The organism is Variovorax sp. OAS795 (assembly GCF_040546685.1).
Taxonomy (GTDB): domain Bacteria; phylum Pseudomonadota; class Gammaproteobacteria; order Burkholderiales; family Burkholderiaceae_C; genus Variovorax.
Genome location: NZ_JBEPOH010000001.1, coordinates 4,783,748 through 4,807,718, shown reverse-complemented (window position 1 = coordinate 4,807,718; position 23,971 = coordinate 4,783,748). Strand labels below are relative to the sequence as shown.

General features: G+C 66.5%; 24 protein-coding genes. All 24 read left to right on the top strand.

Annotation, left to right across the window (positions count from 1 at the left end; translation table 11 throughout):
* Positions 1-6: 6 nt before the first annotated feature.
* The 24 genes from ABID97_RS23245 (at position 7) to hisA (ending at position 23,958) form a co-directional block, all read left to right on the top strand.
* Positions 7-1,275 carry an MFS transporter gene (locus ABID97_RS23245; protein WP_354401844.1) on the top strand — a complete coding sequence of 423 codons (1,269 nt, stop codon included), beginning with the start codon at positions 7-9 and terminating at the stop codon, positions 1,273-1,275.
* Entirely contained in the window at positions 1,272-1,850 is a 579-nt protein-coding gene (locus ABID97_RS23240; RefSeq protein ID WP_354401061.1) for a DUF1415 domain-containing protein, read from the top strand. The genes ABID97_RS23245 and ABID97_RS23240 overlap by 4 nt, the downstream gene beginning before the upstream one ends.
* Positions 1,847-2,737, top strand: coding sequence for a class I SAM-dependent methyltransferase (locus ABID97_RS23235; protein WP_354401060.1), 891 nt, complete (start codon positions 1,847-1,849; stop codon positions 2,735-2,737). Before ABID97_RS23240 ends, ABID97_RS23235 begins: the two co-directional genes overlap by 4 nt.
* Positions 2,738-2,771: 34 nt before the next feature.
* Entirely contained in the window at positions 2,772-3,467 is a 696-nt protein-coding gene (locus ABID97_RS23230) for a transposase (protein ID WP_354401058.1), read from the top strand.
* Between the two features lie 177 nt (positions 3,468-3,644).
* The gene (locus ABID97_RS23225; RefSeq protein WP_354401057.1) at positions 3,645-8,408 is read left to right on the top strand and encodes a glutamate synthase-related protein; all 4,764 of its coding nucleotides are present in this window, start codon (positions 3,645-3,647) and stop codon (positions 8,406-8,408) included.
* 34 nt (positions 8,409-8,442) lie between these two features.
* Positions 8,443-9,921, top strand: coding sequence for a glutamate synthase subunit beta (locus ABID97_RS23220; RefSeq protein ID WP_354401056.1), 1,479 nt, complete (start codon positions 8,443-8,445; stop codon positions 9,919-9,921).
* Positions 9,922-9,986: 65 nt separating this feature from the next.
* Positions 9,987-10,841 (top strand): ABC transporter ATP-binding protein, encoded by an 855-nt coding sequence (locus tag ABID97_RS23215; protein WP_354401055.1) that lies wholly within the window; start codon positions 9,987-9,989, stop codon positions 10,839-10,841.
* Positions 10,842-10,923: 82 nt separating this feature from the next.
* The gene (gene mlaE, locus ABID97_RS23210) at positions 10,924-11,706 is read left to right on the top strand and encodes a lipid asymmetry maintenance ABC transporter permease subunit MlaE (protein ID WP_354401054.1); all 783 of its coding nucleotides are present in this window, start codon (positions 10,924-10,926) and stop codon (positions 11,704-11,706) included.
* A 37-nt stretch (positions 11,707-11,743) separates the two neighbouring features.
* Positions 11,744-12,238, top strand: coding sequence for an outer membrane lipid asymmetry maintenance protein MlaD (gene mlaD / locus ABID97_RS23205; RefSeq protein WP_354401053.1), 495 nt, complete (start codon positions 11,744-11,746; stop codon positions 12,236-12,238).
* The gene (locus tag ABID97_RS23200; protein WP_503012791.1) at positions 12,235-12,981 is read left to right on the top strand and encodes an MlaA family lipoprotein; all 747 of its coding nucleotides are present in this window, start codon (positions 12,235-12,237) and stop codon (positions 12,979-12,981) included. Before mlaD ends, ABID97_RS23200 begins: the two co-directional genes overlap by 4 nt.
* Before the next feature lie 177 nt (positions 12,982-13,158).
* The gene (locus ABID97_RS23195) at positions 13,159-13,818 is read left to right on the top strand and encodes an MlaC/ttg2D family ABC transporter substrate-binding protein (protein WP_354401050.1); all 660 of its coding nucleotides are present in this window, start codon (positions 13,159-13,161) and stop codon (positions 13,816-13,818) included.
* Between the two features lie 4 nt (positions 13,819-13,822).
* Complete coding sequence (locus tag ABID97_RS23190; protein ID WP_354401049.1) at positions 13,823-14,095, top strand: STAS domain-containing protein; 273 nt, start codon at positions 13,823-13,825, stop codon at positions 14,093-14,095.
* Between the two features lie 97 nt (positions 14,096-14,192).
* Positions 14,193-15,140, top strand: a complete 948-nt coding sequence (locus ABID97_RS23185) for an ABC transporter ATP-binding protein (protein ID WP_354401048.1) — start codon at positions 14,193-14,195, stop codon at positions 15,138-15,140.
* Complete coding sequence (locus tag ABID97_RS23180) at positions 15,137-15,901, top strand: ABC transporter permease (RefSeq protein ID WP_354401047.1); 765 nt, start codon at positions 15,137-15,139, stop codon at positions 15,899-15,901. Before ABID97_RS23185 ends, ABID97_RS23180 begins: the two co-directional genes overlap by 4 nt.
* Before the next feature lie 19 nt (positions 15,902-15,920).
* A complete protein-coding gene (locus ABID97_RS23175) occupies positions 15,921-16,163 on the top strand; it encodes a BolA family protein (RefSeq protein WP_354401046.1) in 243 nt (80 codons plus the stop codon).
* A gap of 43 nt (positions 16,164-16,206) precedes the next feature.
* Positions 16,207-17,496, top strand: a complete 1,290-nt coding sequence (murA, locus tag ABID97_RS23170) for a UDP-N-acetylglucosamine 1-carboxyvinyltransferase (protein WP_354401045.1) — start codon at positions 16,207-16,209, stop codon at positions 17,494-17,496.
* Positions 17,497-17,524: 28 nt separating this feature from the next.
* Complete coding sequence (gene hisG, locus ABID97_RS23165; RefSeq protein ID WP_354401044.1) at positions 17,525-18,175, top strand: ATP phosphoribosyltransferase; 651 nt, start codon at positions 17,525-17,527, stop codon at positions 18,173-18,175.
* 18 nt (positions 18,176-18,193) lie between these two features.
* A complete protein-coding gene (gene hisD / locus ABID97_RS23160; RefSeq protein WP_354401042.1) occupies positions 18,194-19,516 on the top strand; it encodes a histidinol dehydrogenase in 1,323 nt (440 codons plus the stop codon).
* Positions 19,517-19,553: 37 nt separating this feature from the next.
* A complete protein-coding gene (locus ABID97_RS23155; RefSeq protein ID WP_354401041.1) occupies positions 19,554-20,393 on the top strand; it encodes a hypothetical protein in 840 nt (279 codons plus the stop codon).
* Between the two features lie 5 nt (positions 20,394-20,398).
* Positions 20,399-20,770: a hypothetical protein gene (locus tag ABID97_RS23150; RefSeq protein WP_354401039.1), complete on the top strand. Its 372-nt coding sequence runs from the start codon at positions 20,399-20,401 to the stop codon at positions 20,768-20,770.
* Positions 20,767-21,855, top strand: coding sequence for a histidinol-phosphate transaminase (hisC, locus tag ABID97_RS23145; protein ID WP_354401038.1), 1,089 nt, complete (start codon positions 20,767-20,769; stop codon positions 21,853-21,855). The genes ABID97_RS23150 and hisC overlap by 4 nt, the downstream gene beginning before the upstream one ends.
* Positions 21,852-22,475 carry an imidazoleglycerol-phosphate dehydratase HisB gene (hisB, locus tag ABID97_RS23140; RefSeq protein ID WP_354401036.1) on the top strand — a complete coding sequence of 208 codons (624 nt, stop codon included), beginning with the start codon at positions 21,852-21,854 and terminating at the stop codon, positions 22,473-22,475. Before hisC ends, hisB begins: the two co-directional genes overlap by 4 nt.
* Positions 22,476-22,494: 19 nt before the next feature.
* Complete coding sequence (hisH, locus tag ABID97_RS23135) at positions 22,495-23,151, top strand: imidazole glycerol phosphate synthase subunit HisH (RefSeq protein WP_354401035.1); 657 nt, start codon at positions 22,495-22,497, stop codon at positions 23,149-23,151.
* A 63-nt stretch (positions 23,152-23,214) separates the two neighbouring features.
* Positions 23,215-23,958, top strand: coding sequence for a 1-(5-phosphoribosyl)-5-[(5-phosphoribosylamino)methylideneamino]imidazole-4-carboxamide isomerase (gene hisA, locus ABID97_RS23130; protein ID WP_012746319.1), 744 nt, complete (start codon positions 23,215-23,217; stop codon positions 23,956-23,958).
* Positions 23,959-23,971 lie beyond the last annotated feature (13 nt).

Here is a 23,971-nt window from a genome sequence, read left to right as displayed (position 1 = left end):
GTTGCGATGGGGCCGGCCACCGGGGCATCCGCGCGCGTTCCCGCGGCTGCATTTGCCGTGGTCTTGGGCGGTGTCAGCGCGGCGCTGCATCTGGGCAAGCTGCCGCCCGCCGTGCCTGCGCTGCAGGCATCGCTCGGCATCGGCCTGGTCGAGGCGGGTTTCCTGCTCTCGCTGGTGCAGGTCGCCAGCATGACCCTCGGGCTCGCGGCGGGGCTGGCGGCCGACACCATCGGCCTGCGCCGCAGCATGCTGGCGGGGCTGCTGGTGCTGACGGCGGCCAGCCTACTGGGCGGCGCTGTCGGCGCGGGTCTTCTCGGCGCTGCGCATGCGGTGCAGTGGCTGCTGTTTTTGCGGGCCGTCGAGGGCATCGGTTTTCTCCTGGCGGTGATGCCAGGCCCCGGGTTGATCCGCGCATTGACGCCGCCGGGGGCGGACAAGGCGGCGCTGGGCGTCTGGGGCGCGTACATGCCGCTCGGCGTGGCGCTTGCGCTGCTGCTCGGGCCGGCGCTGATCGGGTGGGGCGGATGGGGCGACTGGTGGTGGGCGCTGTCCGCGGTCTCGGCCGCCGCGGCGCTCTGGCTCTGGGCGGCCGTGCCGGCGGATGGGCTTCGGTCCGGCACTCCGGCAGCGAGCGCCACGCCGGACGGATGGTCGTCGCGCCTGCGCGCCACCGTCGGCGCCCGCGCACCCTGGATGATCGCATCGAGCTTTGCGGTGTATTCGGCGCAATGGATGGCCGTGATCGGCTTCCTGCCGGCCATCTATGCCGGCGCCGGGGTGCCGGCGGGCTGGAATGCGGTGCTCACCGCCATCGCGGCTGCGATGAACATCGTCGGCAACCTCGCGGGCGGCAGGTGGCTGCAGCGCGGCGTTGCGCCGGAGCGCCTGCTGCAAGGGGGTTTCCTGGCGATGGCGCTGGGCGGCGTGGCGGCTTTCGCGCAGGTGGGGCAGGGGGCCGATGCGCTCGGCCTGCCGCCGGCGCTGCGCTATGCCGCGGTCTGCGCTTTTTCGCTGGGCGGCGGCATGGTGCCTGCGACCCTGTTCCTGCTCGGGGTTCGCCTGGCGCCGGGGCCCGCCACCGTTTCCACGACGATCGGGCTCATGCAGCAGGCCTCGTCGCTGGGGCAGTTCCTCGCGCCCCCCGCGGTCGCATGGGTGGCTCACCGTGTCGGCGGATGGCACTGGACCTGGGCGGCCACGTTGGCGTGCTCGCTGGCCGGGATGGTCCTCGCTCGCCGCCTGGGGCGAATACGCCTGGCAGCAGGAGTGGCATGACAGGCGCAGCGACAATCGAGGCCATTCAGGCCGAAGCCGATACGCGGCGCTGGCTCGAGCGCGCGGTGATCGGGCTCAACCTGTGCCCGTTCGCAAAGGCGGTGCACGTGAAGGCGCAGATCCATTACGCCGTGTACCTGCCCGCCGACGACGCCGCGCTGGTCGACGCGCTGCTGGCACAGGCCCATGAACTCGCCGCGCTCGATGCCTCCGTGCGCGACACCACCTTGCTGATCACACCCAACACCTTGGGCGATTTCCTGGACTTCAACGATTTCACTGCGCGCGCCGAACGCAAGCTCGCCCGCGCCGGTTTCGACGGCGTGTTCCAGCTCGCGAGCTTTCACCCGCAGTTTCAGTTCGCGGGCACGGAAAGCGGCGACATCGCGAACGCGACCAATCGCGCGCCGTACCCCACGCTGCACCTGCTGCGCGAAGACAGCGTGAGCCGTGCGGTCGAGGCGTTTCCCGAGGCCGAAGCCATCTTCGAACGCAACATCGAAACCCTGGAAACACTGGGGCAGGACGGCTGGGCTGCGCTCGGCGTGGGCCCAGGGAGCGCCCGATCATCATGAATGCACAAGCGACTCGGGCGGTGAAGACCGCCAAGACCTCCAAGACTTCCAAGGCCGAAGCCGAACTGGCCGAAGTCCTGCGGCCGGGGCAATCCATCGAGCTGCTCAAGGAACTGCACATCCTCACGCGCGAAGGCCGCCTCAACCAGGACTCCCGGCGCAAGCTCAAGCAGGTCTACCACCTGTTCCAGTTCATCGAGCAGCTGCTGCGCGAACTGCCCGGTGGTGGGGCCGAGGCCACGCTCGCCGACCATGGCGCGGGCAAGTCGTACCTTGGCTTCATCATCTACGACCTGTTCTTCCGCGCCCGCGAGGGTGGCCACGTCTACGGCATCGAGACGCGGAGCGAACTGGTCGAGAAGTCGAGGGCGTTGGCACGGCAGCTGGGTTTCGATCGCATGTCGTTCCTGAACCTCACGGTGGCCGAATCGGCCCAGGCCGAGGAACTGCCGGAGCGGATCGACGTGGTCACCGCACTGCACGCCTGCGACACCGCGACCGACGACGCCATCGCCTTCGGGCTCGCCAAGAAGGCGCGCTGCATGGTACTGGTGCCCTGCTGCCAGGCCGAAGTGGCGGCCTGCCTGCGCGAGACCAAGGCGCTGGCCTTGTCGCGAACGCCATTGGCCGAACTCTGGCGCCATCCGCTGCACACGCGCGAGATCGGCAGCCAGCTCACCAACGTGCTGCGCTGCCTTTATCTCGAAGCCCACGGATACAGCGTCACCGTCACCGAGCTGGTGGGCTGGGAGCACAGCATGAAGAACGAGCTGATCCTGGCGCGACACACCGGTCAACGCAAGGCCGCCGCAGCGGCGCGTCTCGGCGAGCTGCTCGCGCAGTTCGGACTCGACGCGCTGGGCGATACCCGGTTTCGCCTGCCCTGAGGTCCTGCCGAAGCGCGCACTTTCGATCCACGCCATGGCCCGTCTGCCCCGCCTCACGCTCGCCGACATGCCGCACCATGTGATCCAGCGCGGCAACAACCGGCAGGTGATCTTCGTCGATCGGGCGGACCACGAACGGCTGCTGGGCCTGCTGGCCGAGGCCGCCACCCGCTTTGGCGTGGCGCTGCATGCCTATGTGCTGATGGACAACCATTTCCACCTGCTGGCCACGCCCGGCACCACCACGGGGTTGCCGCAGTTCATGCAGTCGGTGGGCCGCAGCTACGTGCGCTACTTCAACGACCGCCATGGCCGAAGCGGCACCCTGTGGGAAGGGCGCTACAGGTCGACCCTGATCCAGACCGATCGATACCTGCTGACCTGCATGGCCTACATCGACCTCAATCCCGTGCGGGCCGGGCTCGTGGCCGACGCGCGCGATTTTCCATGGTCCAGCCACGGCCACTATGCGGGCCTGCGCCATGACAGGCTGCTGACGCCCCACCCGCTGTACTGGGAGCTGGGCAACACGCCCTTCGCGCGCGAAGCTGCATACGCGGAGTTGGTGCGTTCCGGCGTGCGCCAGGTGGACCAGGGCACGCTCACCGAGGCCACTTTGCGCGGGTGGGCGGCGGGTGATGCCGAATTCCTCGCTTCACTTCAGAAAGCCACTGAACGCCGGGTTGCGAAGGCCAGGGCTGGACGTCCACCTTCGGCTACTCGGTCCTGACCGCGTCTGCGCGGCAAGGCCGAGCAGCGGCGTTGTCGACGAATTCAATATGTCCCTAATTAATTTCTGACCAAGAAACTCGGATTCAAATTGGAATCTGACCCCAAATAAAGTATTTGGCATTCTTTGTGCATCGCAATATCCTTCTCTTCCCTGCGAAAACTGAAGGAGTGCGCCATGACGACGGCTGCCGAGATCGAACATCTCCAACAACACGGTCTGTATTCCGGTGCCGACGAGCACGATGCCTGCGGCGTCGGCTTCGTGGCGCACATCAAGGGCGAAAAGAGCCATGCCATCGTGCTGCAGGGCCTCAAGATCCTCGAAAACCTGGACCATCGTGGTGCAGTCGGCGCCGACAAGCTCATGGGCGACGGCGCGGGCATCCTGATCCAGCTGCCCGACCACCTGTATCGCGAAGAAATGGCCAAGCAGGGCGTCACGCTGCCGCCGCCCGGCGAATACGGCGTCGGCATGATCTTCCTGCCCAAGGAACACGCCTCGCGCGAAGCTTGCGAGCAGGAAATGGAACGCGCCATCAAGGCCGAAGGCCAGGTGCTGCTCGGCTGGCGCGACGTGCCGGTGAACCGCGACATGCCGATGTCGCCCACGGTGCGCGCCAAGGAACCACTGCTGCGCCAGGTGTTCATCGGCCGCGGCAACGACGTGATCGTGCAGGACGCGCTGGAACGCAAGCTCTACGTGATCCGCAAGACCGCCAGCGCCAACATCCAGCGACTGAAGCTCAAGCACAGCAAGGAATACTACGTTCCGAGCATGTCGAGCCGCACCGTGGTCTACAAGGGCCTGCTGCTTGCCGACCAGGTCGGTACCTATTACCTCGACCTGCAGGACAAGCGCTGCATCTCGGCGCTCGGGCTGGTGCACCAGCGCTTCTCGACCAACACCTTTCCCGAGTGGCCGCTGGCCCACCCGTACCGCTATGTCGCCCACAACGGCGAGATCAACACGGTCAAGGGCAACTACAACTGGATGAAGGCGCGCGAAGGCGTGATGTCTTCGCCCGTGCTGGGCGCCGACCTGCAGAAGCTCTACCCGATCAGCTTCGCCGGCCAGTCCGACACCGCCACCTTCGACAACTGCCTCGAACTGCTGACGATGGCCGGCTACCCCATCAGCCAGGCCGTGATGATGATGATTCCCGAGCCATGGGAACAGCACGCCACCATGGACCCGCGTCGCCGCGCGTTCTATGAATACCACGCCGCCATGCTCGAGCCGTGGGACGGCCCGGCCTCCATCGTGTTCACCGACGGCCGCCAGATCGGCGCCACGCTGGACCGCAACGGCCTGCGCCCCTCGCGCTACTGCGTGACGGACGACGACCTGGTCATCATGGCGTCGGAATCGGGCGTGCTGCCGGTGCCCGAGCAGAAGATCGTGCGCAAGTGGCGCCTGCAGCCCGGCAAGATGTTCCTGATCGACCTGGAGCAGGGCCGCATGATCGACGACGAGGAGGTCAAGGCCACCCTCGCCAACAGCAAGCCCTACAAGCAGTGGATCGAGAACCTGCGCATCAAGCTCGACAGCGTCAACGCCGAGCCGGCCGCAACGGCGATCAAGGCGCCGGTGAGCCAGGTGGCGCTGCTCGATCGCCAGCAGGCCTTCGGCTACACCCAGGAAGACATCAAGTTCCTGATGAGCCCGATGGCGCAGGCCGGCGAGGAGGGTATCGGCTCCATGGGCAACGACAGCCCGCTGGCCGTGCTCTCCAACAAGAACAAGCCGCTCTACAACTACTTCAAGCAGCTGTTCGCGCAAGTGACCAACCCGCCGATCGATCCGATCCGCGAGGCGATCGTGATGTCGCTGGTGTCCTTCATCGGCCCCAAGCCCAACCTGCTGGACATCAACCAGGTCAACCCGCCGATGCGGCTCGAAGTGAGCCAGCCGATCCTCGACTTCGCCGACATGGCGAAGCTGCGCGACATCGGGACCTACACGCAGGGCAAGTTCAAGAGCTACGTGCTCGACATCACCTATCCGCTCGCCTGGGGCGACGAAGGCGTCGAGGCCAAGCTGGCCTCGCTGTGCGCCGAAGCCGTGGACGCCATCAAGGGCGGCCATAACATCCTGATCGTGAGCGACCGCGGCGTGAGCCCCACGCAGGTCGCGATCCCCGCCGTGCTGGCGCTCTCGGCGGTGCACCAGTACCTGGTGCGCGAGGGCCTGCGCACCACGGCCGGCCTGGTGGTCGAAACCGGCTCGGCCCGCGAAGTGCACCACTTCGGCGTGCTGGCAGGCTATGGCGCCGAAGCCGTGCACCCCTACCTGGCCATGGAAACGCTGGCGGCCATGCATGCCGACCTGCCGGGCGACATGAGCGCCGAGAAGGCGGTCTACAACTACGTCAAGGCCATCGGCAAGGGTCTCTCCAAGATCATGTCGAAGATGGGCGTCAGCACCTACATGAGCTATTGCGGCGCCCAGCTGTTCGAAGCCATCGGCCTGAACACCGAGACGGTGAACAAGTACTTCACCGGCACGGCCAGCCGCGTGGAAGGCATCGGCGTGTTCGAGATCGCCGAGGAAGCCATCCGCATGCACAAGGCGGCGTTCGGCGACGATCCGATCCTCTCCAACATGCTCGATGCCGGCGGCGAGTACGCCTGGCGCACGCGTGGCGAAGAGCACATGTGGACGCCCGACGCCATTGCCAAGCTGCAGCACAGCACGCGCTCCAACAACTGGAACACGTACAAGGAATACGCACAGCTCATCAACGACCAGAACCGCCGCCACCTCACGCTGCGCGGCCTGTTCGAGTTCAAGCTGGACCCGGCCAAGGCCATTCCGGTGGACGAGGTCGAGCCCGCGGCCGAAATCGTCAAGCGCTTTGCCACTGGCGCGATGTCGCTCGGCTCGATCAGCACCGAGGCGCATTCCACGCTCGCGATCGCCATGAACCGCATCGGCGGCAAGAGCAACACGGGCGAGGGCGGCGAAGATCCGGCGCGCTACCGCAACGAGCTCAAGGGCATCCCCATCAAGAAGGGCGACACGCTCAAGAGCGTGATCGGCGCTGCCAACGTCGAGGTCGACCTGCCCCTGCAGGACGGCGACTCGCTGCGCTCGCGCATCAAGCAGGTGGCTTCGGGCCGCTTCGGCGTCACGGCCGAGTACCTGTTCTCGGCCGACCAGATCCAGATCAAGATGGCGCAGGGCGCCAAGCCGGGTGAGGGCGGCCAGCTGCCCGGCGGCAAGGTGACCGAATACATCGGCAAGCAGCGTTATGCGGTCCCGGGCGTGGGCCTCATTTCGCCGCCGCCGCACCACGACATCTACTCGATCGAAGACCTGGCGCAGCTGATTCACGACCTGAAGAACGCCGCGCCGCACGCCAGCATCAGCGTCAAGCTGGTGAGCGAAATCGGCGTGGGCACCATCGCGGCCGGCGTGGCCAAGTGCAAGAGCGACCACGTGGTGATCGCAGGCCATGACGGCGGCACGGGCGCATCGCCCTGGTCGTCGATCAAGCATGCCGGCAGCCCGTGGGAAATCGGCCTGGCCGAGACGCAGCAGACGCTGGTGCTCAACCGCCTGCGCAGCCGCATCCGCGTGCAGGCCGACGGCCAGATGAAGACCGGCCGCGACGTCGCCATCGGCGCGTTGCTGGGCGCCGACGAGTTCGGCTTTGCCACCGCGCCGCTGGTGGTCGAGGGCTGCATCATGATGCGCAAGTGCCACCTCAACACCTGCCCGGTGGGCGTGGCCACGCAAGACCCGATCCTGCGCAAGAAGTTCTCGGGCAAGCCCGAGCACGTGGTCAACTACTTCTTCTTCGTTGCGGAAGAAGTGCGCCAGATCATGGCCCAGCTCGGCATCCGCAAGTTCGACGACCTGATCGGCCGCGCCGACTTGCTCGACATGCGCAAGGGCATCGAGCACTGGAAGGCCTCGGGCCTGGACTTCAGCCGCCTGTTCGCGCTGCCGATCGTGCCGGCCGACGTGCCGCGCTACCACGTCGAGAACCAGGACCATGGCCTGGAGCGTGCGCTGGACGTCAAGCTGATCGAGAAGTCGCGCCCGGCCATCGAGCGCGGCGAGAAGGTGCAGTTCATCGAGGTCGCGCGCAACGTCAACCGCTCGGTCGGCGCCATGCTGTCCGGTGCGCTGACCAAGGTGCATCCGCAGGGCCTGCCCGACGATTCGATCCGCATCCAGCTCGAAGGCACGGGCGGCCAGTCGTTCGGCGCGTTCCTTGCGCGCGGCATCACGCTGTACCTGATCGGCGATGCCAACGACTACACCGGCAAGGGCCTTTCGGGCGGCCGCGTGGTGGTGCGCCCGAGCCTCGATTTCCGCGGTGAAGCGGTGCGCAACACCATCGTCGGCAACACCGCGCTGTACGGTGCGACCACCGGCGAGGCCTATCTCTGCGGCGTGGCCGGCGAACGCTTCGCGGTGCGCCTGTCGGGTGCCACGGCCGTCGTCGAAGGCACCGGGGACCACGGCTGCGAATACATGACCGGCGGCACGGTGGCCGTGCTCGGCAAGACCGGCCGCAACTTCGCGGCGGGCATGAGCGGCGGCGTGGCTTTCGTCTACGACGAAGACGGCCAGTTCGCCTCCCGCTGCAACCTCTCGATGGTGTCGCTGGACAAGGTGCTGACCTCGGCGGAGCAGACGGCAAGCATGCATCGCAAGATCTGGCACGGCGGCGATACCGACGAGGCCCAGCTCAAGAAGCTGCTCGAAGAGCACCACCGCTGGACCGGCAGCAAGCGGGCACGCGAACTGCTCGACAACTGGGCCGAGGCGCGCACCAAGTTCGTCAAGGTGTTCCCGAACGAATACAAGCGTGCGCTGGCCGAGTTGCACGACCGCAAGGTCGAGCTCACGAGCAGCGGCAACAACGCGCACATCGGCCTGGAACCGCACGCGCTGGCCGCACAGCAGGCCACGCCAGCCGCGGCCTGAGCCGGCGACAAAGAGAACAAAAGGAAAGCAAGCGATGGGAAAGATCACAGGCTTCATGGAGCATGAGCGCGTCGAGGAGGGCTACAAGCCCGTCCAGGAGCGCGTCAGGCACTACAAGGAATTCGTCGTCGGACTGACGGTCGAGCAGGCCAAGGTGCAGGGCGCACGCTGCATGGACTGCGGCACGCCGTTCTGCAACAGCGGCTGCCCGGTCAACAACATCATTCCGGACTTCAACGACCTCGTGTACCGCAACGATTGGCAGAACGCCTTCGCGGTGCTCGACTCGACCAACAACTTCCCGGAGTTCACCGGCCGCATCTGCCCCGCGCCCTGCGAGGCCGCCTGCGTGCTCAACGTGAACGACGACCCGGTCGGCATCAAGTCGCTGGAACACGCGATCATCGATCGCGCCTGGGACGAAGGCTGGGTGGCGCCGCGCGTTGCCAAGCACAAGACCGGCAAGAAGGTGGCGGTGGTGGGTTCGGGTCCGGCCGGCATGGCCGCGGCGCAGCAGCTCGCGCGCGCCGGCCACGACGTGACGCTGTTCGAGAAGAACGACCGCATCGGCGGCCTGCTGCGCTACGGCATCCCCGACTTCAAGATGGAGAAGACGCACATCGATCGCCGCGTCGAGCAGATGAAGGCCGAGGGCGTGACCTTCCGTACCGGCGTGATGGTCGGTGCCGCGAAGGACCCGCTGGGCAAGGGCTCCAAGGTGACCAATCTCGCCAAGGAAACCGTCACACCCGAGCAACTGGACAAGGAGTTCGATGCCGTGCTGCTCACCGGCGGTGCCGAGCAATCGCGCGACCTCCCGGTGCCGGGGCGCGACCTTGACGGCATCCACTTCGCGATGGAGTTCCTGCCGCAGCAGAACCGCGTCAATGCGGGCGACAAGGTCAAGGGCCAGTTGCGCGCCGACGGCAAGCACGTCATCGTGATCGGCGGCGGCGACACCGGCTCCGATTGCGTGGGCACCAGCAATCGCCACGGCGCGGCCAGCGTCACGCAGTTCGAGCTGATGCCCCAGCCTCCCGAGGAAGAAAACCGCCCGCTGACCTGGCCCTACTGGCCGATCAAGCTGCGCACCAGCTCCAGCCACGAAGAAGGCTGCGAGCGCGAGTTCGCGATCTCCACCAAGGAGTTCATCGGCGAAAAAGGCAAGGTCACCGGCCTCAAGACGGTCCGGGTCGAGTGGAAGGACGGCCGCATGCAGGAAGTGGCGGGCAGCGAGCAGATCCTCAAGGCCGACCTCGTGCTGCTGGCCATGGGCTTCGTGAGCCCCGTGGCGCCTGTGCTGGAGGCCTTCGGTGTCGAGAAGGATGCGCGCGGCAACGCCAAGGCCACGGTCGACTTCATCGGCGGCTACGCCACCAATGTGCCCAAGGTGTTTGCCGCAGGCGACATTCGCCGCGGCCAGTCGCTGGTGGTCTGGGCGATTCGCGAGGGGCGCCAGGCTGCGCGCTCGGTGGATGAATTTTTGATGGGATTCAGCGACTTACCGCGCTGATTTTTGTTTCAGTTCTGCGGGGCCCATCGCGGCCCCGCTATCATTCGCGGAAACCGCATGCCGGGATGCCTGAAGAGGCGCCCGGCTTTTTTATTGAGATGGACCCAGCCGCACTGCCACACCCTTTTGTAGAGTTCCGCGATGTTTCGTTCGGCTACGGCGCGCGCGCGATTCTCGACCGGGTGTCGTTTGCCGTGCCGCGCGGCAAGGTCACGGCTTTGATGGGCGCCTCGGGCGGCGGCAAGACGACGGTGTTGCGGCTCATCGGCGGACAGCAGCGGGCGCAGCGCGGCGAAGTGCTTTTCGACGGCCGCGACGTCGGCAAGCTCGACGCCGCCGGCATGTACCAGGCGCGGCGTCGCATGGGCATGTTGTTCCAGTTCGGTGCGCTGTTCACCGACATGAGCGTGTTCGACAACGTCGCCTTTCCGCTGCGCGAGCACACGCAGCTCTCGGAGGCGCTGGTGCGCGACATCGTGCTCATGAAGCTCGATGCGGTCGGCTTGCGCGGCGCGCGCGACCTGATGCCCAGCGAAGTGTCAGGCGGCATGGCGCGCCGCATCGCGCTTGCGCGTGCCATTGCGCTGGACCCCGATCTTGTCATGTACGACGAGCCGTTTGCCGGGCTCGACCCCATTTCGCTCGGCACTGCGGCACGGCTCATACGCCAGCTGAACGACACGCTCGGGCTGACCAGCATCGTGGTGTCGCACGACCTCGAGGAAACCTTCCGCATCGCCGATCACGTGATCATCCTGGCCAACGGCGGCATTGCCGCACAGGGCACGCCGGACGAAGTGCGCGAAAGCGCCGATCCGCTGGTCCACCAGTTCGTCAATGCCCTGCCCGACGGGCCGGTGCATTTTCACTACCCCGCGATCGGCATCGAGCAGGATTTTGGCAATGAGGGGGGAGCATGAGCGCAGCGCTGGGCCGCCCCGAGCAAGCGAAGCCCCCCTCGGGGGGCAGCGAGGACACGAAGTGCCGAGAGTGGGGGTCCGTATGACCTGGTGGAAGCCAGCCGACGTCGGCTATGCCGCGCGCAGCAAGTTGGCCGACCTCGGCCATGGTGCCAAGCTGTTCCTGCGTCTCGTGGTGCAGGGGGCACAAAGCTTGCGTCGTTTCGGGCTGGTGCGCGACCAGATCCATTTTTTGGGCAACTACTCGCTGGCGATCATTGCGGTGTCGGGGCTTTTCGTCGGTTTCGTGCTGGGCCTGCAGATGTACTACGCGCTGCAGCGCTACGGTTCTTCCGAGGCGCTCGGCCTGCTGGTCGCGCTGAGCCTGGTGCGCGAGCTCGGGCCGGTGGTGGCGGCGCTGCTCTTCACCGGGCGGGCCGGTACCTCGCTCACGGCGGAAATCGGCCTCATGAAGGCCGGCGAGCAGCTCAGCGCCATGGAGATGATGGCGGTCGACCCGGTGCAGCGCATCCTGGCGCCGCGTTTCTGGGCCGGCGTGATCACCATGCCGCTGCTGGCGGCGGTGTTCAGCGCCGTGGGCATCATGGGCGGCTACGTGGTCGGCGTGCTGATGCTGGGCGTGGACCCGGGTGCCTTCTGGGGCCAGATGCAGGGCGGTGTCGATGTGTGGCGCGACGTCGGCAACGGCGTGATCAAGAGCATCGTGTTCGGTTTCACGGTGACCTTCATTGCGCTGCTGCAAGGCTTCGAGGCCCAGCCGACGCCCGAGGGCGTGTCGCGTGCAACCACCCGCACCGTGGTGATGGCGTCGCTTTCGGTGCTCGGGCTCGACTTCTTGTTGACCGCCATGATGTTCAGTATTTGAAGGAGCTCCGCTCCAATCGTTCTAGAGAGTGCAAACCATGCAACGTTCCAATAGCGACATATGGGTGGGCCTGTTCGTCCTGATCGGCGGCGCGGCGCTGCTGTTCCTCGCGCTGCAGTCGGCCAACCTGCTGAGCCTGAACTTCCAGAAGACCTACAACGTCACCGCGCGATTCGACAACATCGGCGGCCTCAAGCCCCAAACGGCCGTCAAGAGTGCCGGCGTGGTGGTGGGCCGTGTGGAATCCATCTCGTTCGATGACAAGTCATTTCAGGCCCGCGTCACATTGGCATTACAAAACCGTTACAGTTTTCCCAAGGACAGCTCGCTCAAGATCCTGACCAGTGGCCTGCTCGGCGAGCAGTACATCGGCATCGAAGCGGGCGCCGAGGAGAAGAATTTGCAACCCGGCGACACCATCACCGCAACCCAATCGGCCGTGGTGCTGGAAAACCTGATCAGCCAGTTCCTCTACAGCAAGGCAGCCGACGGCAATACGACGCCGGCGCCGGGAACAGCCAACAAGAAATGAAAACAAGCCTTTTTTCGTCCTTCGCTCTTAAAAACATAGCGAACCGTGCCCATTGGATGGGCGCCGCAGCTGCTTTTGCACTGCTTGCAGGCTGCGCGAGCGGTCCCCATGCGAATCCCGCGGACCCTTTCGAGCCCTTCAACCGCGGCGTCACGAGCTTCAACGACACGGTCGACGAAGCGGTGCTGGTGCCGGTGGCCACGGCCTACCAGCGCGTGCTGCCCTCCATGGTGCGTACCGGCGTGAGCAATTTCTTCGGCAACCTGGGCGACGTCTGGAGCTTTGCCAACAGCGTGGCCCAGCTCAAGCTGCAGAACAGCGCGGAGACCTTCATGCGGGTCAACGTGAACACGTTCTTCGGTCTGGGCGGCCTGCTGGACATCGCCACCGAAGCCGGTATCGATCGCCACGAGGAAGATTTCGGGCAGACGCTCGGCCGCTGGGGCGTGGGCTCGGGCCCGTATGTCGTGCTGCCGCTGCTCGGCCCCTCGACCCTGCGCGACACCGCGGCCTTGCCCGTGGACCGCGCCGGCAGTGTGCTGGGCAACATGAACGACGTGGCCTGGCGCAATTCGTTGTCGGTGCTCGAAGCCGTCGATACGCGGGCCAAGTACCTGCGCGCGGGCCGCCTGCTCGACGATGCGGCGCTCGACAAATACACCTTCACGCGGGACGCGTACCTGCAGCACCGCCAGAACGACGTGTACGACGGCAATCCGCCTGACGACGAAGGCGGCAAATAGAGGCGTGCGAACGGCGCTCGGGCGGGGCAGCGCAGCGCTCCTGCTTGCATCCGGTTTCAAGGCTTCATCTGCCCTTCAGGGAACCCGGTCGGCGTGGAACTCGTCGAACACGTTCTTTCCAGCAGGCGCTTGATCCATGCGCCTCGCGTGTACTTCAAAAATTTCAAGGGAATCGCCATGAACAACAAGATCCTGCAACGCCGCGGCTTTGGCCGCCTTGTACTGGCCAGCGCGCTGCTTTTTGGCGCGGCCGCGGCTTTCGTGCGCCCGGCACTTGCGGCCGACGAGGCCCCCGATGCGCTGGTCAAGCGCCTGTCGACCGATGTGATCGAAACCATCAAGGCCGACACTTCCATCAAGTCGGGCGACATCAGCAAGATCATGGTGCTGGTCGACAGCAAGATCATGCCCAATGTCAACTTCCAGCGCATGACGGCTTCCGCCGTGGGCCCGGCATGGCGCCAGGCCACGCCCGAGCAGCAGAAGAAGCTGCAGGAAGAATTCAAGACCCTGCTGGTGCGCACCTACGCCGGTGCGCTCGACCAGGTGAGCGACCAGACTGTCACGGTCCGTCCTTTCCGCGGTTCGCCTGAAGACACCGACGTGCTGGTGCGCACCGAGGTCAAGGGCCGCGGCGATCCCGTCCAGCTCGACTATCGCCTCGAGAAGACGCCCGGCCAAGGCGGCGGCTGGAAGGTCTACAACCTCAATGTGCTGGGCGTCTGGCTGGTCGACACCTACCGCACCCAGTTCGCGCAGGAAATCAACGCCCGTGGCATCGACGGCCTGATTGCAGCGCTGGCCGCGCGCAACAAGGGCAACAACGGCAAGAGCTGACGCCATGCTGGTGCTGCCGACCAAACTCACCCACGACGATGCCCCGGCCTGCATGCGCATGCTGCAGCAGGGGCTCAAGGGGCAGGCCGATACGTCCACCGTGGTGGACGCCAGTGCACTGACGCACTTCGACTCGTCGGCGTTGGCGGTTTTGCTGGAGTGTCGGCGCGAATCCAGCGCGCTCGGCCGCGGTTTTGCCGTGAAGGGGCTTTCGCCCCGGCTGCGCGAGCTCGCTGCGCTCTACGGCATCGCGGGGCTTCTGCCGGCAGCACCCTGAGCACCCTCAGAAAGGGGCGATCCGGCAGCGGCGGCGTCAGGGCATCGGGGCGCCGCAAAGCGGCAAGCACCGGCGCCCCGTAAAATCGCCGGCTCTCATGCCCGCGATCTCATTCCAATCGGTCTCCAAGACCTACCCCCCCTCCAAGCAGCAGCGGGCCCAAGGCAAGCAGGGCCTGCGCGCCGTCGACGAGGTCAGCTTCCAGATCGAGCCGGGCGAGTTCTTCGGCTTGCTCGGCCCCAATGGCGCGGGCAAGACCACCCTCATCAGCATGCTGGCCGGCCTGTCCCGGCCCACCGCCGGCGCGATCAGCGTCCATGGCTTCGACGTGCAGCGCGACTATGCCGAAGCCCGGCGCCAGCTCGGCATCGTGCCGCAGGAGCTGGTGTTCGACCCCTTCTTCAACGTCCGCGAATCGCTGCGCATCCAGTCGGGCTACTTCGGCATCAAGAACAACGAGGCCTGGATCGACGAGCTGCTGCAAAGCCTGGGGCTGGCCGACAAGGCCACGGCCAACATGCGCCAGCTCTCGGGCGGCATGAAGCGGCGTGTGCTGGTGGCGCAGGCGCTGGTCCACAAGCCGCCGGTCATCGTGCTCGACGAGCCGACGGCCGGCGTCGACGTCGAACTGCGCCAGACGCTGTGGCAGTTCGTCGCCAGGCTCAACAAGCAGGGCAGCACCGTGCTGCTCACCACCCACTATCTCGAAGAAGCCGAGGCGCTGTGCAGCCGCATCGCCATGCTCAAGCAGGGCCGCGTGATCGCGCTGGACCGCACCAGCGAGCTGCTGAAGTCCGCCGCCAGCAACGTGCTGCGCTTCAAGACCGATGCCATGCTGCCCTGGGCCATCGCGCAGCATGCGCGCATCACCGGGCGCATCGTGCAGTTGCCGGCGCAGAACGCCCATGAAGTCGAACAACTGCTGGCCGCGATCCGCGAAGCCGGCGTCGCGGTGGAAGACGTGGAAATGCGCAAGGCCGATCTGGAAGACGTGTTCATCGACCTGATGGCGGGCGAGCAGACGCCGCTGGAGGTGTCGAGATGATGGCTGTTACCGGGTGGCGCGCGCTGCTTTACAAGGAAACGCTGCGCTTCTGGAAGGTCGGCTTCCAGACCGTGGGCGCACCGGTGCTCACCGCGCTGCTGTACCTCATGGTGTTCGGCCACGTGCTCGAAGACCACGTGAAAGTGTATGGCTCGGTCGGCTACACCGCGTTTCTCGTGCCTGGCCTCGTGATGATGAGCGTGTTGCAGAACGCCTTCGCCAACAGCTCGTCATCGATCATCCAGAGCAAGATCATGGGCAACCTGGTGTTCGTGCTGCTCACGCCGCTGTCGCACTGGGGCTGGTTCCTCGCCTATGTGGGCTCGTCCGTGATCCGTGGGCTGGCCGTGGGGCTCGGCGTGTTCGTCGTCACGGTCTTCTTCGCAATGCCCGACTTCGTTGCGCCGCTCTGGATCCTGGTGTTCGCGCTGCTGGGCGCCGCGATGCTGGGTACGCTGGGGCTCATCGCCGGCCTCTGGGCCGAAAAATTCGACCAGATGGCTGTGTTCCAGAACTTCCTGATCATGCCGATGACGTTCCTCTCGGGCGTTTTCTATTCGATCGGGTCGCTGCCGCCGTTCTGGCAGGGCGTGAGCCACCTGAACCCCTTCTTCTACATGATCGACGGATTCCGCTACGGCTTCTTCGGGGTGAGCGACGCCTCGCCCTGGCTCAGCCTCGGCATCGTCGGCGCCGCGTGGCTGGTGGTGAGCGCCGTTGCCGTCCACCTGCTGAAAATCGGCTACAAAATCAGAGGCTGAAAGGCCCATCTCAATTCCCATGACCGCCGAAGAACTCCAGGCCCTGATCCAGTCCCATCTCCCGTGCGAGCACATCTCGCTCGAGGGCGATGGCCGCCACTGGTACGCCACCATCGTCTCGGCCGAATTCGAGGGCAAGCGCGCGATCCAGCGCCATCAGCGGGTCTACGCCACCCTGGGTGCGAAAATGCATACCGACGAGGTGCATGCGCTCTCGATGAAAACCTTCACGCCGGCCGAATGGGCGGCGATCGACAAGTAAGCAACGGGCGGCCGCGGCGGCCCTCAATTTCGCTGGATTCCTGATGGACAAACTTCTGATTCGCGGCGGGCGCCAGCTTCGCGGCGAGGTACTCATTTCCGGCGCCAAGAACGCCGCGCTGCCCGAGCTGTGCGCGGCCCTGCTCACCGACAAGCCTGTGACGCTGTACAACGTGCCGCGCCTGCAGGACGTGTCGACGATGCTCAAGCTGGTGCGCAACATGGGCGTGACCGCCGAGCGCGACGACAACGGCACCGTGCAGCTCAACGCCGGCGACCTCACCAACCCGGAAGCGCCCTACGAACTGGTGAAGACCATGCGCGCCTCCGTGTTGGCCCTTGGCCCGCTGCTGGCGCGCTTCGGCCATGCCAAGGTGTCGCTGCCGGGCGGCTGCGCCATCGGCTCGCGCCCGGTCGACCAGCACATCAAGGGCCTGCAGTCGATGGGCGCCGAGATCGCGGTCGAGCACGGCTACATGCTCGCGAAGCTGCCGGCCGGCCGTACCCGCCTGAAGGGCGCGCGCATCCTGACCGACATGGTCACCGTCACCGGTACCGAGAACTTCCTCATGGCGGCCGCGCTGGCCGAGGGCGAGACGCTGCTCGAGAACGCCGCGCAGGAGCCCGAGATCGTCGACCTGGCCGAGATGCTGATCCGCATGGGCGCGAAGATCGAAGGCCACGGCACCAGCCACATCCGCGTGCAGGGCGTCGAAAGACTGCGCGGCTGCGAGCATGCGGTGGTGGCGGACCGCATCGAGGCGGGCACCTTTCTGTGCGCGGTTGCGGCCACGGGCGGGGACGTGTTCCTGCGCCATGCCCGCGCCGACCACATGGACGCCGTGATCGACAAGCTGCGCGATGCCGGCTGCACGGTCAGCCCGGAGCAAGGCGGCGTTCGCATCGCTTCCACCGCTCCGGCCTGCGAGCACCTCAAGGCGCAGAGCTTCAGCACCACCGAATACCCCGGCTTCCCGACCGACATGCAGGCGCAGTTCATGGCCTTGAACGTGATCGCGCGGGGCGCCTCGATGGTGACCGAAACCATTTTCGAGAACCGCTTCATGCACGTGAACGAGATGGTGCGCCTGGGCGCCACCATCCATGTCGAGGGCAAGGTGGCGATGGTCGAGGGCGTGCAGCAGCTCTCGGGCGCCACCGTGATGGCGACCGACCTGCGCGCGTCGGCCAGCCTCGTGATTGCCGGGCTGGTGGCCGACGGCGAGACACTGATCGACCGCATCTACCACCTGGACCGCGGCTACGACCGCATGGAAGCCAAGCTGCGCGGCCTGGGCGCCGACATCGAGCGCGTGGCGGGAGTCGCCGCATGATCGCTCTCGCATCTGAGGAGTCGCCATCGTGATCACTCTTGCTCTGTCCAAGGGCCGCATCTTCGAAGAGACGATGCCCCTGCTGGCCGCGGCCGGCATCGAGGTCACCGAAGACCCGGAAAAATCGCGCAAGCTGATTCTCGCGACCACGCGGCCCGACGTGCGCGTGGTGCTGGTGCGCGCGTCCGACGTGCCCACCTATGTGCAGTACGGCGGCGCCGACCTCGGCGTGACCGGCTCCGACGTGCTGCTGGAGCACGGCAACCAGGGCCTCTACCAGCCGCTCGACCTGCGCATTGCGGCCTGCCGCCTCAGCGTGGCGGTGCGTGCCGACTACGACTACGCCTCGGCCGTGAAGCAGGGCTCGCGCCTGCGCGTCGCCACCAAGTACGTGGGCCTGGCGCGCGAGTTCTTCGCGAGCAAGGGCGTCCACGTCGACCTGATCAAGCTCTACGGCAGCATGGAGCTTGCGCCGCTCACGGGCCTGGCCGACGCCATCGTCGACCTGGTCTCCACCGGCAACACGCTCAGGGCCAATCACTTGGTCGAAGTGGAGCGCATCATGGACATCAGCGCGCGCCTGGTCGTCAACCAGGCCGCGCTCAAGCTCAAGCGCGAGCCGATCCGCCGCATCATCGACGCCTTTGCGTCCGCCATTCCTGCAGCCAACACGCCCTGAGTTCTTCACCGCAGCGCCATGACACTGAAAGCAGCACCCGTTCGCCTCTCCACGGCTTCAGCAGGCTTCGATGCCGAGTTCAAGGCGCGGCTGCATTGGTCCGCGGATGCCGATGCGGCCATCGAGAAGGTGGTGGCCGACATCCTGGCCGATGTGCAGAAGCGCGGCGACGAAGCGGTGCTGGAATACACGAATCGCTTCGACAAGCTCAGTGCCAAGACACTGCATGAACTTGAATTGACGCAAGCCGAACTGAAGGCCGCGTTCGAGTCGCTGCCCGCCACGCAGCGCGATGCACTCGAAGCCGCCGCACGGCGCGTGCGCAGCTACCACGAGGCCCAGAAGAAGGCGAGCGGCGAGAGCTGGAGCTACCGCGATGCCGATGGCACGCTGCTCGGCCAGAAGGTCACGCCGCTCGACCGCGTCGGCATCTATGTGCCGGGCGGCAAGGCGGCCTATCCGTCGAGCGTGCTGATGAACGCCATTCCGGCGCATGTCGCGGGCGTGGGCGAGATCATCATGGTCGTGCCAACGCCCAAGGGGGAGAAGAACCCGCTCGTTCTGGCCGCCGCCTACGTGGCCGGCGTCACGCGCGCCTTCACCATCGGCGGCGCCCAGGCCGTGGCCGCGCTCGCCTACGGCACCGCCACCATCCCCGCGGTCGACAAGATCACCGGCCCCGGCAACGCCTATGTCGCGGCCGCCAAGCGCCGCGTGTTCGGCACCGTCGGCATCGACATGATCGCGGGCCCGAGCGAGATCCTCGTGCTGGCCGACGGCAGCACGCCGCCCGACTGGGTGGCGATGGACCTGTTCAGCCAGGCCGAGCACGACGAACTCGCGCAAAGCATCCTGCTGTGCCCCGATGCGGCCTACATCGACCGTGTGCAGGCCGAAATCGACCGCCTGCTGCCCACCATGCCGCGCGGCGAAATCATCGCGGCCTCGCTCAACGGCCGCGGTGCGCTGATCCACACCCGGAGCATGGAAGAGGCCTGCGAGATCAGCAACCGCATCGCACCCGAGCACCTGGAAGTCAGCAGCAGCGAACCCCAACGCTGGGAGCCCCTGCTGCGCCATGCCGGCGCGATCTTCCTGGGCGCATTCACCAGCGAAAGCCTCGGCGACTACTGCGCCGGACCGAACCACGTGCTGCCGACCAGCGGCACGGCGCGCTTCTCGAGCCCGCTGGGCGTCTACGACTTCCAGAAGCGCTCCAGCCTGATCGAAGTGAGCGAGGCAGGCGCCCAAGTGCTGGGCCCCATCGCCGTGACATTGGCAGAGGGCGAAGGCCTGCAGGCGCACGCCGAAGCGGCGCGCTTGCGCCTGCGTATGATCTGAGGCCCTAAAACAAACGCTCCAGGGAGGAGCAAGCCAAATGATTCATCATCTTCATGGTTCGCGTATTTTCAGGTTGGCCACCGGCCTTGTTGCCATCGCAGCCCTGCTCGCCGCTTGCAGCCAGATGCCGCGCGCGCGCGACGAGTCGTCCGCCGGGTCGGAAACATCCAGCGGGGCCGCGCCGGCGCGGCTTGGTAGCGGGGCGGCGCCGGCGCGGCTCGGCACCCAGTGGGGCGAGGGCGTCGAGTCGAAGTCCCGCTCCGTGGCTGCGACGCGGCTGTCCGAGCAGCCCGACGAAGTGGCCGCCATCGGCTACAACGAAGCCTCCGCCGTGCGGCGAGACGTGGGCAACAACCCCGAGCGCCGGCTCAACCTGCCCCTGGTGCAAGGCGATGTCGAATGGTCCGTGCTCGACGAGAACGGCCGGCCCCTGCCGCTGCAGCGTGCGCGCCGCGGCGCCGAGACGTTCCGCCTTGCCGGCATCGAGGGCTCGCGCTACACGCTGCGCTTCAGGAACCTGAGCGACCGCACCTACGAGGTGGTTGCCACCGTCGACGGCCTCGACGTGCTGAGCGGCAGGCCTGGCAGCCTGCGCAACAGCGGCTACATGTTGAACCCGCAGCAGGTGCTCGACATCCAGGGCTTCCGCAAGAGCCAGGACGAGGTGGCGGCATTCCGCTTCGCCGCTCCGGGCCGCGCTTATGCGGCGAACACCGAAGCGGGCGATGTGCGCAACCTCGGCGTGATCGGGGCCGCGCTGTTCGAGCTGGAGCAGCCCCAGGCGCCCCGGCGTGCCCGCCGCAGTGCCGCGCAGACGCAGCCGAGCCCCTTCCCGGCCGACGGCTCGTACGCGCCCGCGCCGCGATACCGCCAGTAAACGCCATGAGCCCTGCCGCCGTCCTGCTGCTGCCGCGCCTTTCGGTGCTGTTGCTCGCGCTGGTGGCTGGCGCCGGTGCGCAGGCCATGAGCATCCGCGAGCTGCGCACGCTCGAAGCCAACGAGAAGGACGGCAAGGCGTACGCAAGCTACTACCTCGTCGGCGTTCTCGAAGGCCTGCGCGAAGGCGTGGAAGCGTCGCAGCGCAACGGCCAGAAGCCGGTCTTCTGCATCGAAGGCCGGCGCCTGGAACCCTCCATGGCGCGCTCTCTCTATCAAACCGAGCTGCTGCGCAATGCCGACAGCTATGAAGCCGACATGCCCGTGCAACTGGTCATGGCCGGCGCCCTCAGAAACAGCTTCCGCTGCACCCGATGACAACTTCTCCCGGCGTCCGCCCGATCGACCGCATCCGTTCCGACGTTCAGTCCATGCATGCCTACGCCGTGCAGGACGCACGCGGCTTCGTCAAGCTCGACGCGATGGAAAACCCCTTCGGCCTGCCGCCCGCGCTGCAGGCCGCGCTCGGCGCGCGGCTCGGCGCGCTGGCGCTCAACCGCTACCCCGGCGAGCGGGGCGATGACCTCAAGCGCGCGCTGGCCGCGCATGCGCACATGCCCGAAGGCTTTGCGCTGATGCTGGGCAACGGTTCCGACGAACTGATCTCGCTGCTGGCGATTGCCTGCGACACGCCCGGCGCCACGGTGCTCGCGCCCGTACCCGGCTTCGTGATGTATGCCATGAGCGCTCAGCTGCAGGGGCTGCGTTTTGCCGGCGTGCCGCTCACGGCCGATTTCGAGCTGGACGAGGCGGCCATGCTCGCCGCCATTGCGCGCGAGAAGCCCGCCATCGTGTACCTGGCCTATCCGAACAACCCCACGGCCAACCTCTGGGACGATGCCGTCGTCGAGAAGATCGTCGAGGCCCAGGGCGCGCAGGGCGGCCTGGTGGTGATCGACGAGGCCTACCAGCCTTTCGCCGCCAGGAGCTACATCGACCGCATCGCACGGCACGGCCATGTGCTGCTGATGCGCACGCTCAGCAAGTTCGGCTTGGCCGGCATCCGCCTGGGCTACCTCATGGGCCCCGCGGCGCTGGTCGCCCAGATCGACAAGGTGCGCCCGCCCTACAACATCAGCGTGCTCAACTGCGAATGCGCTCTCTTCGCGCTCGAGCACGCCGAAGTGTTCGAAGCCCAGGCCAGGCAGATCCGCGAGGAGCGGCATCGCCTGCTGATGGGCCTGGGCCGGCTGGCGGGCGTGAAGACCTGGCCGAGCGATGCCAACATGCTCCTCGTGCGCGTTCCCGATGCCGCCAAGACCTTCGAGGGCATGAAGAGCCGCGGAATCCTGGTGAAGAACGTTTCTAAAATGCACGAATTGCTCGCCAACTGCCTGCGCCTCACCGTCGGAACGGCCGACGAGAATGCGCGGATGCTCGCGGCACTCGAAGCCTCACTATGACCACCCCCCAAACCGCCGACACCGGCACCGCCGCGCGCACCGCATCGGTCACCCGCAACACCGCCGAAACCAGGATCACCGTCAGCGTCAACCTCGACGGCACCGGCAAGGCCAAGCTTTCCACCGGCATCGGCTTCTTCGACCACATGCTCGACCAGATCGCCCGCCACGGGCTGATCGACCTGGACATCGACTGCCAGGGCGACCTGCACATCGACGGCCACCACACCGTGGAAGACGTCGGCATCACGCTGGGGCAGGCGGTTGCCAAGGCCGTGGGCGACAAGAAGGGCATCCGCCGCTACGGCCACGCCTACGTGCCGCTGGACGAAGCGCTCAGCCGCGTGGTCATCGACTTTTCGGGCCGCCCGGGCCTGGTCATGGACGTGCCGTTCACGAGCGGCATGATCGGCACCTTCGACAGCCAGCTCACCTACGAATTCTTCCAGGGCTTCGTGAACCACGCCTTCGTCTCGCTGCACATCGACAACCTCAAGGGCGTCAATGCGCATCACCAGTGCGAAACCGTGTTCAAGGCCTTCGCACGCGCGATGCGCGGTGCGCTCGAACTCGACCCACGTTCCGTGGGCGTCATCCCCTCGACCAAGGGTTCGCTCTGAAATTCCCCAGCGAACAGCTATGAAATCTGTAGCAAATACCGTCGCGGTCGTCGACTACGGCATGGGCAATCTCCGCTCCGTCTCGCAGGCCGTGCAGCATGCGGCCGAGCAGGTGGGCGTGCAGGTCTTCGTCACGTCGGACCCCGAGGTGGTGCGCAAGGCCACGCGCGTGGTGCTGCCGGGGCAGGGCGCCATGCCCGACTGCATGCGCGAACTGCGCGACTCGGGCCTGCAGGAGTCGGTGCTCGAGGCCGCGGCGAACAAGCCGCTCTTCGGTGTGTGCGTGGGCATGCAGATGCTGCTGTCGCGCAGCGACGAGGGCCCGACCGACGGCCTCGGTCTCATCCCCGGCGAGGTCGTCAAGTTCGAGCTGGCCGGACGGCTGCAACCCGACGGCAGCCGCTTCAAGGTGCCCCAGATGGGCTGGAACCAGGTGCGCCAGGCCCAGCCGCATGCCGTGTGGACGGGCGTGCCGGACATGAGCTATTTCTATTTCGTTCACAGCTTCTACGCGCGGCCGGCGGACGCACGGCACAGCGTAGGCGAGGCAGATTACGGTGCGAGCTTTACCGCGGCCATTGCACGCGATAACATTTTTGCCACCCAGTTCCACCCGGAGAAGAGTGCGGACCATGGGTTGCAGCTCTATCGAAATTTCCTCCACTGGAATCCCTGACCTTATATTTCCGCCCGGGCCGAACCCTCCTCAGCCCGGTTTCCGCACACTCGCGTCACTTCCATGCTCCTCATTCCCGCCATTGATCTCAAAGACGGCCACTGCGTTCGCCTCAAACAGGGCGACATGGACCAGTCCACCATCTTCAGCGAAGACCCCGCCGCCATGGCCCGAAAGTGGGTCGAGGCCGGCGCGCGGCGGCTGCACCTGGTCGATCTGAATGGCGCGTTCGCCGGCAAGCCGCAGAACCACGCGGCCATCAAGGCGATCCTGCGCGAAGTCGGCGACGACATTCCGGTGCAGCTGGGCGGCGGCATCCGCGACCTGGACACCATCGAGCGCTACATCGACGATGGACTGCGCTACGTGATCATCGGCACCGCCGCCGTCAAGAACCCGGGCTTCCTGAAGGACGCCTGCGTGGCCTTCGGCGGCCACATCATCGTGGGGCTCGACGCCAAGGACGGCAAGGTCGCCACCGACGGCTGGAGCAAGCTCACGGGCCACGAGGTGGCCGACCTCGGCAAGAAGTTCGAGGACTACGGCGTCGAGTCGATCATCTACACCGACATCGGCCGCGACGGCATGCTCTCGGGCATCAACATCGACGCCACGGTGAAGCTCGCGCAGGCCCTGACCATTCCGGTGATCGCATCGGGCGGCCTGTCGAACATGGCCGACATCGACCAGCTCTGCGCGGTCGAGTCGGAGGGCGTCGAGGGCGTGATCTGCGGCCGTGCCATCTATTCGGGCGACCTCGACTTCGCCGCCGCGCAGGCCCGCGCGGACGAGCTCGCCGGCGCCTGAGGCCCTTGCGTAG

Bases quoted from the DNA above. Each gene is read 5' to 3' on its own strand.
- ABID97_RS23245 (WP_354401844.1), top strand. From the start codon at position 7: ATGGGGCCGGCCACCGGGGCATCCGCGCGCGTTCCCGCGGCTGCATTT.
- ABID97_RS23240 (WP_354401061.1), top strand. From the start codon at position 1,272: ATGACAGGCGCAGCGACAATCGAGGCCATTCAGGCCGAAGCCGATACG.
- ABID97_RS23235 (WP_354401060.1), top strand. From the start codon at position 1,847: ATGAATGCACAAGCGACTCGGGCGGTGAAGACCGCCAAGACCTCCAAG.
- ABID97_RS23230 (WP_354401058.1), top strand. From the start codon at position 2,772: ATGGCCCGTCTGCCCCGCCTCACGCTCGCCGACATGCCGCACCATGTG.
- ABID97_RS23225 (WP_354401057.1), top strand. From the start codon at position 3,645: ATGACGACGGCTGCCGAGATCGAACATCTCCAACAACACGGTCTGTAT.
- ABID97_RS23220 (WP_354401056.1), top strand. From the start codon at position 8,443: ATGGGAAAGATCACAGGCTTCATGGAGCATGAGCGCGTCGAGGAGGGC.
- ABID97_RS23215 (WP_354401055.1), top strand. From the start codon at position 9,987: ATGCCTGAAGAGGCGCCCGGCTTTTTTATTGAGATGGACCCAGCCGCA.
- mlaE (WP_354401054.1), top strand. From the start codon at position 10,924: ATGACCTGGTGGAAGCCAGCCGACGTCGGCTATGCCGCGCGCAGCAAG.
- mlaD (WP_354401053.1), top strand. From the start codon at position 11,744: ATGCAACGTTCCAATAGCGACATATGGGTGGGCCTGTTCGTCCTGATC.
- ABID97_RS23200 (WP_503012791.1), top strand. From the start codon at position 12,235: ATGAAAACAAGCCTTTTTTCGTCCTTCGCTCTTAAAAACATAGCGAAC.
- ABID97_RS23195 (WP_354401050.1), top strand. From the start codon at position 13,159: ATGAACAACAAGATCCTGCAACGCCGCGGCTTTGGCCGCCTTGTACTG.
- ABID97_RS23190 (WP_354401049.1), top strand. From the start codon at position 13,823: ATGCTGGTGCTGCCGACCAAACTCACCCACGACGATGCCCCGGCCTGC.
- ABID97_RS23185 (WP_354401048.1), top strand. From the start codon at position 14,193: ATGCCCGCGATCTCATTCCAATCGGTCTCCAAGACCTACCCCCCCTCC.
- ABID97_RS23180 (WP_354401047.1), top strand. From the start codon at position 15,137: ATGATGGCTGTTACCGGGTGGCGCGCGCTGCTTTACAAGGAAACGCTG.
- ABID97_RS23175 (WP_354401046.1), top strand. From the start codon at position 15,921: ATGACCGCCGAAGAACTCCAGGCCCTGATCCAGTCCCATCTCCCGTGC.
- murA (WP_354401045.1), top strand. From the start codon at position 16,207: ATGGACAAACTTCTGATTCGCGGCGGGCGCCAGCTTCGCGGCGAGGTA.
- hisD (WP_354401042.1), top strand. From the start codon at position 18,194: ATGACACTGAAAGCAGCACCCGTTCGCCTCTCCACGGCTTCAGCAGGC.
- ABID97_RS23155 (WP_354401041.1), top strand. From the start codon at position 19,554: ATGATTCATCATCTTCATGGTTCGCGTATTTTCAGGTTGGCCACCGGC.
- ABID97_RS23150 (WP_354401039.1), top strand. From the start codon at position 20,399: ATGAGCCCTGCCGCCGTCCTGCTGCTGCCGCGCCTTTCGGTGCTGTTG.
- hisC (WP_354401038.1), top strand. From the start codon at position 20,767: ATGACAACTTCTCCCGGCGTCCGCCCGATCGACCGCATCCGTTCCGAC.
- hisB (WP_354401036.1), top strand. From the start codon at position 21,852: ATGACCACCCCCCAAACCGCCGACACCGGCACCGCCGCGCGCACCGCA.
- hisH (WP_354401035.1), top strand. From the start codon at position 22,495: ATGAAATCTGTAGCAAATACCGTCGCGGTCGTCGACTACGGCATGGGC.
- hisA (WP_012746319.1), top strand. From the start codon at position 23,215: ATGCTCCTCATTCCCGCCATTGATCTCAAAGACGGCCACTGCGTTCGC.